Origin of the sequence: Enterobacter sp. RHBSTW-01064 (assembly GCF_014103035.1) — a bacterium.
In the GTDB taxonomy this organism is placed as follows: domain Bacteria; phylum Pseudomonadota; class Gammaproteobacteria; order Enterobacterales; family Enterobacteriaceae; genus Enterobacter; species Enterobacter mori.
The window spans coordinates 245,861-260,358 of record NZ_JABXOU010000002.1 but is presented as its reverse complement, the minus strand read 5'-3'; the positions used below and the strand labels follow the sequence as shown (position 1 = coordinate 260,358).

Sequence of the window (14,498 nt, the reverse complement as noted above, 5' to 3'; positions counted from 1 at the left end):
CATTAGATTAACTAATGTCGCGTTTTTTCCGGTGCGGAAATTCGGCCCGTTTTTCCGCACGAAATATCACCATGTGCTAAATCCTGTTAGATCATTGTTAATTTTGTGCGGGGTTAATCGCATTTTTCCAGTGAATAACTCTGTAGGCTTTTCAGCGTTTTTTGGTCATAAGCTAATGTGATGGCCCGTTTTACCTTATGGTTAACCGCCGGTTTCGGTGGTAAGTTCAGGTAAAAGAGAACGTTTGCGTCGGCATTCGGGAACGAGGCCGATACCGGGTTTCACGGTGAATTTTTCAACGAGGACAAGATGGCTCAACAGACTCCTTTGTACGAACAACACGTGTTATGCGGCGCCCGCATGGTGGACTTCCACGGCTGGATGATGCCGCTGCACTACGGCTCGCAGATTGATGAGCACCACGCGGTGCGCACCGATGCCGGTATGTTCGACGTGTCACACATGACGATTGTCGATCTGCGCGGTAGCCGCACCCGGGAGTTCTTGCGTTATCTGCTGGCAAACGACGTCGCTAAACTGAAGACGCCGGGCAAAGCGCTCTACAGCGGCATGCTGAATGCCTCGGGCGGCGTGATTGATGACCTTATCGTCTATTACTTCACTGAAGATTTCTTCCGCCTCGTTGTAAACTCCGCCACCCGCGAAAAAGACCTCTCCTGGATCACCCAACACGCCGAACCTTATGCCATCGATATCACCGTCCGTGACGATCTGTCGCTGATCGCCGTGCAGGGGCCGAACGCGCAGGCGAAAGCCGCGTCTCTGTTTACCGACGAGCAGCGCAAAGCAACCGAAGGCATGAAGCCGTTCTTCGGCGTGCAGGCGGGTGATTTGTTTATCGCCACCACCGGCTACACCGGTGAAGCGGGCTACGAAATTGCGATGCCAAACGAGAAGGCCGCTGATTTCTGGCGCGCGCTGGTGGAAGCGGGCGTGAAGCCTGCGGGTCTGGGCGCGCGCGATACGCTGCGTCTGGAAGCGGGGATGAACCTCTACGGTCAGGAGATGGACGAAGGCGTCTCTCCGCTGGCCGCCAACATGGGCTGGACCATCGCATGGGAACCGGCTGACCGCGACTTTATTGGCCGTGAAGCGCTGGAGATGCAGCGCGAGAAGGGCACTGAACAGCTGGTGGGTCTGGTGATGACCGAGAAGGGCGTGCTGCGCGGCGAACTGCCGGTGCGCTTCACCGATGCCGACGGCAATCATCGCGAAGGCGTGATCACCAGCGGTACCTTCTCCCCAACGCTGGGCTACAGTATTGCACTGGCACGCGTGCCGGCGGGTATTGGCGAAACGGCGGTGGTGCAAATCCGCAACCGCGAAATGCCGGTCAACGTAACCAAACCGATTTTTGTTCGCGCCGGTAAGCCGGTCGCCTAATCATTTTTATCAGGAGAACTTCAATGAGCAATGTGCCAGCAGAACTGAAATACAGCAAAGAACACGAGTGGCTGCGCAAAGAGGCGGACGGCACTTACACCGTAGGGATCACCGAGCACGCGCAAGAGCTGCTGGGCGACATGGTGTTTGTTGACCTGCCTGACGTGGGCACGACCGTTAGCGCGGGCGACGACTGCGCCGTAGCGGAGTCCGTAAAAGCGGCATCTGACATCTACGCCCCTGTGAGCGGCGAAATCGTTGCCGTCAACGACGCGCTGAGCGATTCGCCAGAGCTGGTGAACAGCGAGCCGTATGAAGGCGGCTGGATCTTCAAGATCAAAGCCAGCGACGAATCTCAGGTTGCCGCGCTGCTGGATGCGACCGCATACGAAGCCCTGTTAGAAGACGAGTAATCAGTAATCCCCCTCTCCCTTTGGGAGAGGACAGGGGTGAGGGTGCCAATCTTCCCCTCACCCTAACCCTCTCCCAAAGGGAGAGGGAACTTAAATTCACTGCACGTTTCAGGAACCATCGCTCATGACACAGACTTTAAGCCAGCTTGAAAACCGTGGCGCCTTCATTGAACGTCACATTGGGCCGGATGCTCAGCAACAGCAGGAGATGCTGAAGACAGTTGGCGCGGATTCATTAAACGCACTGATCGGCCAGATTGTGCCAAAAGACATCCAGCTTGCCACGCCGCCTCAGGTGGGGGAAGCCACCACGGAATTCGCCGCGCTGGCGGAGCTGAAGGCTATCGCAGGCCTGAACAAGCGCTATAAGTCTTACATTGGCATGGGCTACACCAACGTGCAGTTGCCGCCGGTTATCCTGCGCAACATGCTGGAAAACCCGGGCTGGTACACCGCTTACACCCCGTATCAGCCAGAAGTGTCTCAGGGCCGTCTGGAAGCGCTGCTGAACTTCCAGCAGGTGACGCTGGACCTGACCGGTATGGATATCGCCTCCGCTTCGCTGCTGGATGAAGCGACCGCCGCCGCCGAAGCAATGGCGATGGCTAAGCGCGTCAGCAAGCTGAAAAATGCCAACCGCTTCTTCGTGGCGGCGGACGTGCATCCGCAAACGCTGGACGTGGTGCGCACCCGTGCGGAAACCTTCGGCTTTGACGTGATTGTCGACGACGCTGACAAAGTGCTGGATCACCAGGACGTCTTCGGCGTGCTGCTGCAGCAGGTAGGCACCACCGGCGAAGTTCACGACTACGGCGCGCTGATTGCCGAGCTGAAATCCCGCAAAGTGGTTGTCAGCGTTGCCGCCGATTTTATGGCACTGGTGCTGCTGACAGCGCCGGGCAAACAGGGTGCGGATATTGTCTTCGGTTCAGCGCAACGCTTCGGCGTGCCGATGGGCTACGGCGGCCCGCACGCGGCGTTCTTCGGCGCGAAAGATGAATTCAAACGCTCCATGCCAGGCCGTATTATCGGCGTCTCAAAAGATGCTGCCGGTAACACCGCGCTGCGCATGGCGATGCAGACTCGCGAGCAGCATATCCGCCGCGAAAAAGCGAACTCCAACATCTGTACCTCGCAGGTGCTGCTGGCCAACATCGCCAGCCTGTACGCCGTGTTCCACGGCCCGGCTGGCCTGAAGCGTATTGCCAGCCGCATTCACCGCCTGGCCGATATTCTGGCCTGCGGTCTGCAGCAGAAAGGCCTTAAGCTGCGCCACGCTCACTACTTCGACACCCTGTGCGTGGACGTGGCGGACAAAGCGGCCGTGCTGGCGCGCGCGGATGCAGCAGAGATCAACCTGCGCAGCGACATTCACAACGCCGTCGGCATTACGCTGGATGAAAGCACCACCCGTGACGATATCCTGAACCTGTTCAGCGTGTTGCTGGGTGACGCGCACGGTCTGGACGTTGATACGCTGGACAAAGACGTGGCGCTCGACAGCCGCTCCATTCAGGAAAGCATGCTGCGTAACGATGCGATCCTGACGCACCCGGTCTTTAATCGCTACCACAGCGAAACCGAGATGATGCGCTATATGCACTCTCTGGAGCGCAAGGATCTGGCGCTGAACCAGGCGATGATCCCGCTGGGATCTTGCACCATGAAGCTGAACGCCGCGGCAGAGATGATCCCTATCACCTGGCCTGAATTCTCCGAGCTGCACCCGTTCTGCCCGCCAGAGCAGGCGGAAGGTTATCACATGATGATCAACCAGCTTTCCGACTGGCTGGTGAAGCTGACCGGTTATGACGCGCTCTGCATGCAGCCGAACTCCGGCGCGCAGGGCGAGTACGCGGGCCTGCTGGCGATCCGTCACTATCACGAAAGCCGCAACGAAGGTCACCGCGATATCTGCCTTATCCCAAGCTCCGCGCACGGTACCAACCCGGCCTCTGCCCAGATGGCGGGCATGGAGGTGGTGGTTGTAGCGTGCGATAAGAACGGCAACATCGATCTGGCCGACCTGCGTGCGAAAGCCGAGCAGGCAGGCAACAAGCTCTCCTGCATCATGGTGACCTACCCGTCAACCCACGGCGTGTACGAAGAGACCATCCGTGAAGTGTGTGAAGTGGTGCACCAGTTCGGCGGTCAGGTTTACCTCGACGGCGCGAACATGAACGCTCAGGTGGGCATTACCTCTCCGGGCTTTATCGGCGCGGACGTGTCGCACCTGAACCTGCACAAAACCTTCTGCATCCCGCACGGCGGTGGCGGCCCGGGCATGGGCCCAATCGGCGTGAAAGCGCACCTGGCGCCGTTTGTGCCGGGCCACAGCGTGGTGCAGATTGAAGGCATGCTGACCCGTCAGGGCGCGGTCTCAGCGGCACCGTTTGGCAGCGCCTCTATCCTGCCAATCAGCTGGATGTATATCCGCATGATGGGCGCGGAAGGGCTGAAGCAGGCGAGCCAGGTGGCGATCCTCAATGCCAACTATATTGCGACTCGCCTGAAGTCTGCCTTCCCGGTGCTCTATACCGGCCGCGACGGTCGCGTGGCGCACGAGTGCATCCTTGATATTCGTCCGCTGAAAGAGCAGACCGGCATTAGCGAACTGGATATCGCCAAGCGTCTGATCGACTACGGCTTCCATGCGCCAACCATGTCGTTCCCGGTGGCGGGTACGCTGATGGTGGAGCCAACGGAGTCAGAAAGCAAAGCCGAGCTGGACCGCTTTATCGACGCGATGCTGGCGATCCGCATGGAGATCGACCGCGTGCAGGACGGTGAGTGGACGCTGGAAGATAACCCGCTGGTCAACGCACCGCACACCCAGCACGAGATGGTCGCAGAGTGGAACCACGGTTATTCCCGCGAGCTGGCGGTCTTCCCGGCAGGTGTGGCAAACAAATACTGGCCGACTGTGAAGCGTCTTGATGACGTGTACGGCGACCGTAACCTGTTCTGCTCCTGCGTGCCGATGAGCGAATACCAGTAATCGTGCTGATGTAGTAACGTAGGCCGGGTAAGGCGAAGCCGCCACCCGGCTTTTTTATTGGGAGAAGTGAATGGCAATTGCACTCGTCACCGGCGCGAGCCGGGGCATTGGTAAAGCGACTGCGCTGCAGTTGGCAAACGAAGGCTACACCGTGGCGGTGAATTTTCACCATAACATCAAGGCCGCGACGGAGGTCATTAATCAGATTGTTGAGGCAGGCGGTAAAGCGTTTGCCGTGCGCGCGGATATCAGTGATGAAGCGCAGGTTATGGCGATGTTTGACAGTATCGATCGTGAAGGTGAGCCGCTGACGGCGCTGGTGAACAACGCGGGTATTCTATTCGAGCAGTCGACCATCGAAAGCCTCTCAGCCGAGCGCATTAACCGCGTGCTGGCCACCAACGTCACTGGTTATTTTCTCTGCTGTCGCGAGGCGGTAAAGCGTATGTCGCACAAACATGGTGGTAAAGGTGGCGCGATAGTGAACGTCTCTTCCGCAGCCTCCCGTCTGGGCGCACCGGGGGAATATGTGGATTACGCCGCCTCCAAAGGGGCGGTGGACTCGCTGACGACGGGATTATCGCTGGAGGTGGCAGCACAGGGCATTCGCGTTAACTGCGTACGCCCCGGGCTGATCTATACCGATATCCACGCCTCCGGCGGCGAGCCGGGGCGCGTGGATCGGGTGAAATCCATGCTGCCCATGCAGCGCGGCGGCCAGCCGGAGGAAGTCGCTCAGGCCATTACCTGGCTGCTGAGCGACAAAGCCTCCTACGTGACCGGCAGCTTCCTGGAGCTGGCGGGCGGAAAGTAACAACTACGACGCCAGCCACAGCCGCAGCCGCATGCCCCAGCTGCTGGTCCAGCCGGTGGTGATCGACTTCACCTCTCCGTGAGAGATCACCACCAGCGTGGGCGTAACCTGCACGTCCCACTGGCGAGACAGGCTTCCGCTGGCGTCGTTGACCGTCGGCAGCGTCATTTTCTTCTTCGCCAGCCATCTTTCCAGCGTGGCGTTATCACCGGAGCGCAGTGCAACCGACATCACGTTGCCGCCCTCTGCGGTAAGTGCCGATACGGATGGCGTGGTGTAGCGGCATACGCCACACCAGGTAGCCCAGACGTACACCAGCAGCGGACGTTCCTCACTCATGGCGATAAGGTCGACGGGCTTACCGTCGAGCGTTTGCAGCGCGGCTGAGGCGAAATTCTGCGGCAGCGCGGGCTGGCGGAAATAATCTACCGCCAGGCTCACGGCAACGCCGATCAGCAGCCACATTGCGAGTTCGCGCACCAGGCGCGGGAGCTTACTGGCCACGGGCTTGCGTCAGCTGTTCTTTCACCAGCGCCTCCAGATCCTCATAAGGAATGGCTCCCGCGACCATCTGGTCGCCAATGATGGTCGCCGGGGTACCCTGAATATTCAGCACCTGCGACAGGATGAGGTTCATTTTCAGAGAGTCCATGGTTTTATCCTCCGTCTTAATGCTGTCCGTCCCGGTCTTTGTCTGAGCCGCCGCGATGCTGGCATCGTCGTGATACCCTTTTTTCATCATCAACCGCTGGTGCAGCGCCCAGAATTTATCAGGCTGTTGCTGCCAAACCGAAAGCGCCGCTTTTGCCGCATTCACCGAGCTTTGGCCCTTGAACGGTAACAGCTTAACGATGAGCTGCACGTCCGGGTTGTCATGCACGATTTTCTCCAGCATAGGGTCGAACTGCTTGCAGTAAGGGCAGTTGTAGTCAGTGAAAGAGACAATAATCAGCTTTGGCGCTTTCGCGCCGGTACGCGGGCTATTGGGGTCGTTGAACAGCAGTTTAGCCAGTTGGTCACTGGACGCGTCATCCGACGGCGCGGCGACGCTGAACGTGGATAAAGACAGCATAAGCAAAGCAATAAAGGCTCTCATGTTATTTTCCTTTCGCATCGGACAGGGTGGTAAGCACCGCGTCGCGGCTTAATAACGCAGGTAGCACGTGGCCCTGCGGTAATCCCGGTCCGTAAATCTGGTTAAACGGCACGGCGGCGCTGCCGCGCGTGGTTAAGAACTGACTAATGGTGGCGGAAGGGCGGCTCCAGTCTCCGCGCAGGGTGACAATATCCGGTGCGGAAAGCGCATCCTGCACGTCGTCGCGCAGCAGAACGTTGTATTTATTGGCTTTACAGGTCACGCACCAGTCGGCGGTCACGTCAACAAACACCCGCTTGTTGTCAGCCAGCGCGCGGGCAATCGCCTCTTCACTCAGCGGCTGCCAGTTCACCCGATCGCGACGGCCGTTCTCCCCGCCGGGGGCGGTAATGAACGCCGCTGCGGCGGCAACGACCAGGGCAAAGGCACCGGCACGCAGCGCGGTTTGCCAGCGGTAGCGCCAGGCAGTCACCAGCAGCAGGATAAGGATCAGCGTCACACCCAGCGTGATGACGGGCAGCGTGCCGATATGCACCACCAGCAGGCTCAGCAGCCACAGGGACGAGCCGAGCATCATCACTCCCAATACCACTCGCACCACGTTCATCCAGCGCCCCGGACGCGGCAGCCTCTGTGCCAGCCCCGGCCAGGCCGCCACCAGCAGCCAGGGAAGGCTCATGCCGACACCCATCGCAAAGAAGATGCCCCACAGCAGCGGGAGCGGTGCCGCCAGCGCAACCGACACGGCAGTACCCAGGAACGGCGCGGTGCAGGGCGTTGCCAGTAGGGTGGCAAACGCGCCTTGCCAGAAATGGCCCGCGAGCCCGTTGCCACCGCGCGTGGCGAGGAAGGTGCTGGCAGAGGAGGGGAGGCGGATCTCAAACAATCCCAGCAGGCTGGCACTGAACAGCACCATCACCAGCGCCATCGCAGCGATAAACCACGGGTTCTGGAACTGGATCCCCCAGCCGAGCGCCTGATTACCTAAACGCAGGACCGTCATCATGAGCGCCAGCGCAAGGAACGAAATGACGATCCCGCCTACCGAGGCAAGAAACTGCCTGCGTATCTGGCCGCGCGCCTGACGTTCGGTTTGCATCAGCGTGCCGAGCTTCATGGCCAGAACGGGCAGCACGCAGGGCATGACGTTGAGGATCAGGCCGCCAGCCAGCGCCATCAGCAGGACCCAGCCTAACGAGAACGCTGGCGTGAGGGTGCCTTTCCCGATATTCAGACTGGACGCCTGCGCCTGGCCGTTATCCGCGAGAACGACTGACAGCGTTTTGCCGCTGATGTCAGGAGCCGCGTCGCCCCAGCTGTCCGTCACCGGGATGGTGGCGACAAGCGACCCGCTGCGCACGGAAAAGGTTGGCTTGCCGAAATCAACATCGTCCATGCTGTCGATAAACAGCGAGGGCTGCTGCCAGCCTGCGTCACGTTGTGCCGTTACGGTCAGCTTGCCGGAGGTGTAGCTGGCGCTAATCGCTGACGTCAATCCGCTACTGAGCGGTAGCGTGCCCATCGCCCGACGGTAATCGTAATCAAAGTCGCCGCCCGCGCTGGTCGTCAGATCCAGTGAGAACGGGTAGTCGGTGAGAATACAGACGTTGCTGCAGGTAGACAGCGTCAGCACGCCGCTCAGGGTTTTTGGCGACTCGCCACGCACCGTAATGGGAAAACTCACGTCGCCGTGATAACCCTGCGTGGTGATGCCAGCAACGTCGAAACGCTCGGGCGTAGGCCAGCGCCAGGTGGCATCAACCGGTTGATGCCAGAGAATAGCAGGGGCAACGCCCCCTTCTCCCGGCGAGCGCCAGTAGGTTTTCCACCCTTTTTCAAGGGCGACATCCAGCAGCAGGCGGGTATCGCCATTATTGTCAGGCTGCGCGCGCAGCCTGACGCTGGCGTGCTGATTATCGGCGGCACGCAGCCAGCCGCTGTCGGCGGCCTGGCTGAGGGGCAGCCATAGCCAAAGCAGGCAGACCAGCAGTCGCCTGAATACAGTAAACATAAATTTTCTCCGTAAATGATGAATTAACCTGATGTGTCAGGCGAATGCTCATTCACGGAAGACGCAGAGTCTTAGATGTACCCGTAATCGGGGCGGGGAGATAACGCGGGGAGGCCACAGCCGCTCGCGGCGTGGCGGATTAGCGGCCAGCAGCGCAAGAAGCAGGGTGACGGCAAAGAGAGCACCTTCAAACAGTATTGGCGGAACGGCCATCAGCGATTTCGCGCTGAGTTCACAGGGCGTCACCGGTGCGTCGATGCTCTCCTGCCCCTGCTGGACAGGCTGGCTTACGGCGGTGACGTTCATGACAAGCGCGTGCATCCCGGCCATCCGCTGGGCGGTGCATATCAGCACCACCAGACAGGCCAGGGCAACAAGCAGGATAGCGTTGCGTTGTCGTTTGATCATCTTTGCCTCAAATATTCACGAGGCTTATCTTATAGGGCGCAGGTTTTTTGGCAACGCTTAAGCTGTAAAGAAGTGTCTGGGAGATAATAGGTTTGCCCTCTCCTGTGCGAGGAGAGGGCGATGAATTACAGCGTTTCGCCGTTGCTGGCAATTACGGTTTTATACCAGTCGAAGCTCTTCTTACGGGAACGGGACATGTCACCGGTGCCGTCGTCGTGCTTGTTCACGTAGATAAAGCCATAGCGCTTGCTGTACTGACCGGTGGTGAAGGAGACGCAGTCGATGCAGCCCCACGGGGTGTAGCCCATCAGATCCACGCCGTCGTACGTCACGGCCTTCATCATCTCTTCCACGTGGGCGCGCAGGTAGTCGATGCGGTAGTCATCGTTGATGCTGCCGTCTTCTTCCACTTTGTCGTAGGCGCCGAAACCGTTCTCCACGATAAACAGCGGCTTCTGATAGCGCTCGTACAGTTCGCACAGCGCATAGCGCAGGCCCACCGGGTCAATCTGCCAGCCCCAGTCGGAGGCTTTGACGTGCGGATTCGGCACGCTGCCTTCGAAGCCGGAAATCGCATCGCCGGTGCCGCCTTCCGCTTTGACCGCGTTGGTCATGTAATAGCTGAAGCCCAGGTAGTCGCACGTCCCATCACGCAGGATCTGCTCGTCCCCCGCCTCCATTTTGATGGAGAAACCGCGGCGCTCCCACTCGTTCAGCACGTAGGACGGGTAATAGCCGCGCAGCTGGACGTCGGTAAAGACGTAGCGCTCGCGCATGGATTCCTGGGCGAACATCACGTCTTCTGGTTTACAGGAGAACGGATAGAGGGCCACCATCGCCAGCATGCAGCCGACTTTCATCTCCGGGTTGATGCGACGGGCAGCTTTCACCGCCAGCGCGCTGGCCACGAACTGGTGGTGCAGCACCTGGTACATGGTCTCTTCCGGATTGTCGTGTTCGGTATAGACCACGCCGGAGCAGCAGTAGCCGAACAGCGGCGCACGCCAGTTACGCTGGTTGTTAATTTCGTTGAAGGTCATCCAGTATTTGACCTTATTTTTGTAGCGCTCAAACACGACTTCGGAGAAGCGCACAAAGAAATCGACCACTTTGCGGTTGGTCCAGCCGCCGTACGCCTGCACCAGGTGCAGCGGCATTTCGAAGTGGGAGAGGGTGATGACCGGCTCGATGTTGTACTTCAGCAGCTCGTCGAACATGTCGTCGTAGAACTTTAGCCCTTCTTCGTTTGGCTGCGTTTCATCACCTTTCGGGAAGATGCGCGTCCAGGCGATGGAGGTGCGGAAGCACTTGAAGCCCATCTCGGCAAACAGCTTGATGTCTTCTTTGTAGTGGCCGTGGAAATCTACCGCGTCGTGGTTTGGGTAGTATTTACCCGGCACCACCTCTTGGGTGATTTCACGCGGTACGCCGTGCGCACCGCCGGTCAGGACGTCGCAAATGCTTGGCCCTTTGCCGCCTTTATTCCAGCCGCCTTCAACCTGGTGAGCCGCAACCGCGCCGCCCCATAAAAAATCTTTCGGTAAGGTCAGTTTTTTCATCTTTGCTATTTCTCAATTCAGGACTCATTGAAATCGAGTCTAACAAAGCGAAATTAAATGTCACGATATAACAATTTGTGCGCAATGTGATTTGTTACATCAAAAAAACAGGGTGTTTTATTCTGCTAATTTCTTCGCCAGCTTACGCCCAAGCGATTCCAGAATATAGATGACGGGAATTTGGGTGGTAATATCGTACACGCCTGCAATACGCGTTTGAGGCACATGCCAGGAGAGGTTAAAGTCCGCCAGCTTTGCCAGGCGTGAGTGTTCGTGACTGGTGATAGAGAGCACCTTGCAATGGTGCAGGCTAAACTGGCTGGCAAAGCGCAGGATCTCCTCGGTTTCACCCGAGACGGAGAGCACGATAGCCAACGCATTTTTTGCCATATCATTGGTGACGGGAAAATAAGGATCGTCGATATGGTTGCTGAATTTTCCGATATTTGAAAAAAAACGTGCGCCATATTTTGCCAGTGAACCGGACGTGCCCGCTCCGACAAATATAATACGTTCTGAAGATAAAATAATATCTACAGCGTCATCTAATAACGCATCAAACTCTTCATTGTTGACGCTTTTAAAGAAGCTGATAATTTCACTGGCACCAAAATTGGCCTGCTGCGGTTCATTTTGCTCTAAATAGAGCTTAAAGCGCACGCGAAATTCAGAGTAGCCGTCGCAGTTTAGCTTGCGGCAAAAGCGCAGGATAGTGGTGGTGGAGACGCCAGCCGCGTCCGCCAGCTCGCGGATGGTCATGTACATCACTTTGTCACGGTTCTTAATGACGTAGTTGTAGACCATCATCTCAAGATTGTTGAGACTGGCAATAGCGGAATGGGTGAACATACTCACAATGGCTAAACTCGCTGTCGGACACTATTCATAATCATACCATGTCGATGAAGGGCGAGAGACGGTTTTATCTCCTTGATTACTCAGGTGTTAATGAAATCATTTACATTTGTGCGGCGAATTATTTTTACATTATTTTGATTTGTAAGGATAAATCTTGAATGTGGATTTATTTTAGCTAACAGGTGTTCACTGGAATCATTCTCAGTTAGCATAGTCAGGCGATGAATAATCATCTTTTGTTTTCCCGGAGTTAAGTATGGTAAGCAGACCATTAATCGCACAGGGATATTCGCTGGCTGAGGAAGTAGCCAACAGCATAAGCCACGGCATAGGCCTGGTTTTTGGGGTTGTCGGTTTAGTATTACTGCTGGTGCAGGCGGTGGACACCAACGCCAGCGCGATGGCTATTACCAGCTACAGCTTGTATGGCGGGAGTATGATCCTGCTCTTCCTGGCCTCAACGCTGTATCACGCTATTCCCCATCAACGGGCTAAGATCTGGCTCAAAAAATTTGACCACTGCGCTATCTATCTTCTTATTGCAGGCACCTACACGCCGTTTTTGCTGGTGGGATTAAACTCGCCGCTGTCGCGTGGCCTGATGATTGTAATCTGGAGCCTGGCGCTGCTGGGGATCCTGTTTAAGCTGACCATTGCACACCGTTTTAAGGTGCTGTCGCTGGTGACCTATCTGACGATGGGCTGGCTGTCGCTGATTGTGGTATATCAACTGGCGATTAAGCTGGCGGTTGGGGGCGTAACGCTTCTGGCGGTGGGCGGTGTGGTCTACTCGCTGGGCGTGATTTTCTACGTCTGCAAGCGCATTCCGTATAACCACGCCATCTGGCACGGCTTTGTGCTGGGCGGCAGCGTGTGCCATTTCCTGGCGATTTATTTGTATGTGGGGCAGGTGTAGTTTGTTGTCGGGTGACGGCTTCGCCTTACCCGACCTACGGGATCAGTAGGCCCGGTAAGCGCAGCGCCACCGGGCGATACAGCATCACTCTTCCAGTGAATACGGCAGCGGTTCAATGCTCAACGTATTGGCATCGTCGCGCACGCGGAATACGCTGTCGGCTTCCATATCGTTATTCATGACGACCTGCACCAGCAGACGACCATCATCCAGCTGAACGGCGGCGAGTACCGTGCCGGTACGGCGCCAGTTTTCACCCATTTTCAATTCGAGATCTTCACCTGCTTCCGGAACCCGGCTGGCGCGGCCCGCCAGGGTCCACAGGGCGCGTTTGTTGGCACCGCGGAATTTTGCACGTGCCACCATCTCCTGACCGGTGTAACAGCCTTTCTTAAAGCTGATGCCACCCAACGCCTGGATGTTTGTCGCCTGCGGAATAAACTGTGCGCTGTTTACCGCGTCAATGACGGGCAAACCCGCTTCAATGTTCAGCGCCAGCCACTGTTGGCTGTTATTCAACTGCGCTTCACCGCGCAGGGCGTCGGTCACGCGCTCAGCGGTGGCAACATCCGTCACCAGCAGGAAACGCTCGGCAGGATGCTCAAACCACAAAATAGAGGTTTCAACTTCGCTGACCACCTGTTTTTCCGCATCCGGCAGTTCGCTGAAGAGATTTTTGAGCGCTGCACGCGCCTGGAAACCTGCCACACCAAGCAATACATGCTCGTCGTCCGGCGCGATGGTGACTTTGGAAAACACCGCATATTTTTTCAGTTCGGTCAGTTGGGCATCACGCAGGCTGCGGCGTTCAATTAAGGCAAACCCATCCTGGCGGCGGAACAGGCGCAGATTGCTCCACATTTTTCCTTTTGGATCGCAGTGCGCTGCCAGCAGGTGCTGGTGTTCAGTCAGCTGCGCAACGTCTGCCGTCACCTGCCCCTGCAGGTATTTTTCGGCGTCGGCACCGGTAAGCGTCGCCAGCGCCCAGTCATCAAGAGTCATCAGCGTCAGCGGCAGACGCGCAGAGGCGGCGGGCTGGCGAGGAGTAAATGGAGTAAATGCCATAGTGATATCCTGAATTGCTTAACGCTTTGATAATGCCTAATGGTAAAAGAGACTACAGCCATTGCAAGCGCTTTCAGCACGCCATTCGTGCCATCGTGCGGTTATGCGTAGCGTCACGCAAAATAATGTAATTCACTGTCTTTAGAGTGGTTATTCTGGAATCCGGCTCGGCGATTGCAATATTCCAGTAAAGAAACGGCCAAAAACACGTTACACTAGCAACTGTTCCCGGAAAGAAATAATGAATACCTAACGGGATACCAACTGTGCCAAACGTAATGCAGGAAACAGAACATGGATATTAACAACAAGGCCCGTATTCACTGGGCGTGCCGTCGCGGCATGCGCGAACTTGATATCTCCATCATGCCGTTCTTTGAATATGAGTATGACAGCTTAAGCGATGACGATAAGCGCCTGTTTGTTCGCCTTCTTGAGTCTGACGATCCGGATTTATTCAACTGGCTGATGAATCACGGCAAACCCGCCGACACCGAGTTGCAACGGATGGTGCAATTAATTCAAACACGGAATCGGGAACGTGGTCCTGTGGCAATCTGATCTTCGCGTCTCATGGCGCTCGCAGTGGATGTCATTACTGCTCCACGGCCTGGTTGCGGCCTTTGTTTTACTGATGCCGTGGCCGCTAAGCTATACGCCTCTGTGGTTATTGCTGCTGTCGTTTGTGGTTTTTGATAGCGTGCGCAGCCAGCGCCGGATCAACGCCCGTCAGGGTGAAATCAAACTGCTGATGGATTCTCGTCTGCGCTGGCAGGGGAAAGAGTGGGAGATCGTCGGTACACCATGGATGCTTAGCGTTGGCATGATGCTGAGACTGCGTCAGCCTGAAGGTGGTCGTCGCCAGCACCTGTGGCTGGCTGCCGACAGTATGGATGCTGCGGAGTGGCGAGATCTGCGCCGGATGATGTTGCAACAACCGACGCAGGGCTAAGTTC

The 14,498-nt window shown here is 57.1% G+C and carries 14 protein-coding genes; 7 read left to right on the top strand and 7 right to left on the bottom strand.

From position 1 onward, the window contains the following. Positions 1–309 precede the first annotated feature (309 nt). The 4 genes from gcvT (at position 310) to HV355_RS07140 (ending at position 5,629) form a co-directional block, all read left to right on the top strand. Positions 310–1,404, top strand: a complete 1,095-nt coding sequence (gene gcvT, locus HV355_RS07155) for a glycine cleavage system aminomethyltransferase GcvT (protein ID WP_182401440.1) — start codon at positions 310–312, stop codon at positions 1,402–1,404. A gap of 23 nt (positions 1,405–1,427) precedes the next feature. After that, positions 1,428–1,817: a glycine cleavage system protein GcvH gene (gene gcvH / locus HV355_RS07150; RefSeq protein WP_008499718.1), complete on the top strand. Its 390-nt coding sequence runs from the start codon at positions 1,428–1,430 to the stop codon at positions 1,815–1,817. Positions 1,818–1,941: 124 nt separating this feature from the next. After that, positions 1,942–4,815 (top strand): aminomethyl-transferring glycine dehydrogenase, encoded by a 2,874-nt coding sequence (gcvP, locus tag HV355_RS07145; RefSeq protein ID WP_126815914.1) that lies wholly within the window; start codon positions 1,942–1,944, stop codon positions 4,813–4,815. A 70-nt stretch (positions 4,816–4,885) separates the two neighbouring features. Continuing rightward, entirely contained in the window at positions 4,886–5,629 is a 744-nt protein-coding gene (locus tag HV355_RS07140; RefSeq protein WP_182401438.1) for an SDR family oxidoreductase, read from the top strand. Between the two features lie 3 nt (positions 5,630–5,632). Here HV355_RS07140 and HV355_RS07135 read toward each other — a convergent pair whose 3' ends face one another. The 6 genes from HV355_RS07135 to HV355_RS07110 all read right to left on the bottom strand — a co-directional run bounded on the left by HV355_RS07135 (position 5,633) and on the right by HV355_RS07110 (position 11,552). Beyond that, the gene (locus tag HV355_RS07135) at positions 5,633–6,133 is read right to left on the bottom strand and encodes a protein disulfide oxidoreductase (RefSeq protein WP_182401436.1); all 501 of its coding nucleotides are present in this window, start codon (positions 6,131–6,133) and stop codon (positions 5,633–5,635) included. Then, complete coding sequence (locus tag HV355_RS07130) at positions 6,123–6,725, bottom strand: DsbA family protein (RefSeq protein WP_148400608.1); 603 nt, start codon at positions 6,723–6,725, stop codon at positions 6,123–6,125. Before HV355_RS07130 ends, HV355_RS07135 begins: the two co-directional genes overlap by 11 nt. A gap of 1 nt (position 6,726) precedes the next feature. Continuing rightward, positions 6,727–8,736, bottom strand: coding sequence for a protein-disulfide reductase DsbD domain-containing protein (locus tag HV355_RS07125; RefSeq protein WP_182401434.1), 2,010 nt, complete (start codon positions 8,734–8,736; stop codon positions 6,727–6,729). Positions 8,737–8,784: 48 nt separating this feature from the next. After that, the gene (locus HV355_RS07120) at positions 8,785–9,144 is read right to left on the bottom strand and encodes a hypothetical protein (protein WP_010435334.1); all 360 of its coding nucleotides are present in this window, start codon (positions 9,142–9,144) and stop codon (positions 8,785–8,787) included. Between the two features lie 125 nt (positions 9,145–9,269). Continuing rightward, positions 9,270–10,703: a 6-phospho-beta-glucosidase BglA gene (gene bglA / locus HV355_RS07115; protein ID WP_089600032.1), complete on the bottom strand. Its 1,434-nt coding sequence runs from the start codon at positions 10,701–10,703 to the stop codon at positions 9,270–9,272. A 117-nt stretch (positions 10,704–10,820) separates the two neighbouring features. Continuing rightward, a complete protein-coding gene (locus HV355_RS07110) occupies positions 10,821–11,552 on the bottom strand; it encodes a MurR/RpiR family transcriptional regulator (protein ID WP_182401432.1) in 732 nt (243 codons plus the stop codon). 265 nt (positions 11,553–11,817) lie between these two features. Here HV355_RS07110 and HV355_RS07105 point away from each other — a divergent pair, with 265 nt between their 5' ends. Continuing rightward, positions 11,818–12,477: a hemolysin III family protein gene (locus tag HV355_RS07105; protein ID WP_182401430.1), complete on the top strand. Its 660-nt coding sequence runs from the start codon at positions 11,818–11,820 to the stop codon at positions 12,475–12,477. Between the two features lie 84 nt (positions 12,478–12,561). Here the strand turns inward: HV355_RS07105 and ygfZ are convergent, their stop codons facing one another. Further along, positions 12,562–13,542, bottom strand: a complete 981-nt coding sequence (gene ygfZ / locus HV355_RS07100; protein WP_182401428.1) for a tRNA-modifying protein YgfZ — start codon at positions 13,540–13,542, stop codon at positions 12,562–12,564. Positions 13,543–13,836: 294 nt separating this feature from the next. Here ygfZ and sdhE point away from each other — a divergent pair, with 294 nt between their 5' ends. Both sdhE and HV355_RS07090 read left to right on the top strand, forming a co-directional pair. Then, positions 13,837–14,103, top strand: a complete 267-nt coding sequence (gene sdhE, locus HV355_RS07095; RefSeq protein ID WP_010435322.1) for an FAD assembly factor SdhE — start codon at positions 13,837–13,839, stop codon at positions 14,101–14,103. Beyond that, positions 14,084–14,494, top strand: coding sequence for a protein YgfX (locus HV355_RS07090; protein WP_120158689.1), 411 nt, complete (start codon positions 14,084–14,086; stop codon positions 14,492–14,494). The genes sdhE and HV355_RS07090 overlap by 20 nt, the downstream gene beginning before the upstream one ends. The last annotated feature ends 4 nt before the right edge of the window (positions 14,495–14,498 follow it).

Bases quoted from the DNA above. Each gene is read 5' to 3' on its own strand.
- gcvT (WP_182401440.1), top strand. From the start codon at position 310: ATGGCTCAACAGACTCCTTTGTACGAACAACACGTGTTATGCGGCGCC.
- gcvH (WP_008499718.1), top strand. From the start codon at position 1,428: ATGAGCAATGTGCCAGCAGAACTGAAATACAGCAAAGAACACGAGTGG.
- gcvP (WP_126815914.1), top strand. From the start codon at position 1,942: ATGACACAGACTTTAAGCCAGCTTGAAAACCGTGGCGCCTTCATTGAA.
- HV355_RS07140 (WP_182401438.1), top strand. From the start codon at position 4,886: ATGGCAATTGCACTCGTCACCGGCGCGAGCCGGGGCATTGGTAAAGCG.
- HV355_RS07130 (WP_148400608.1), bottom strand. From the start codon at position 6,725: ATGAGAGCCTTTATTGCTTTGCTTATGCTGTCTTTATCCACGTTCAGC.
- HV355_RS07125 (WP_182401434.1), bottom strand. From the start codon at position 8,736: ATGTTTACTGTATTCAGGCGACTGCTGGTCTGCCTGCTTTGGCTATGG.
- HV355_RS07120 (WP_010435334.1), bottom strand. From the start codon at position 9,144: ATGATCAAACGACAACGCAACGCTATCCTGCTTGTTGCCCTGGCCTGT.
- bglA (WP_089600032.1), bottom strand. From the start codon at position 10,703: ATGAAAAAACTGACCTTACCGAAAGATTTTTTATGGGGCGGCGCGGTT.
- HV355_RS07110 (WP_182401432.1), bottom strand. From the start codon at position 11,552: ATGTTCACCCATTCCGCTATTGCCAGTCTCAACAATCTTGAGATGATG.
- HV355_RS07105 (WP_182401430.1), top strand. From the start codon at position 11,818: ATGGTAAGCAGACCATTAATCGCACAGGGATATTCGCTGGCTGAGGAA.
- ygfZ (WP_182401428.1), bottom strand. From the start codon at position 13,542: ATGGCATTTACTCCATTTACTCCTCGCCAGCCCGCCGCCTCTGCGCGT.
- sdhE (WP_010435322.1), top strand. From the start codon at position 13,837: ATGGATATTAACAACAAGGCCCGTATTCACTGGGCGTGCCGTCGCGGC.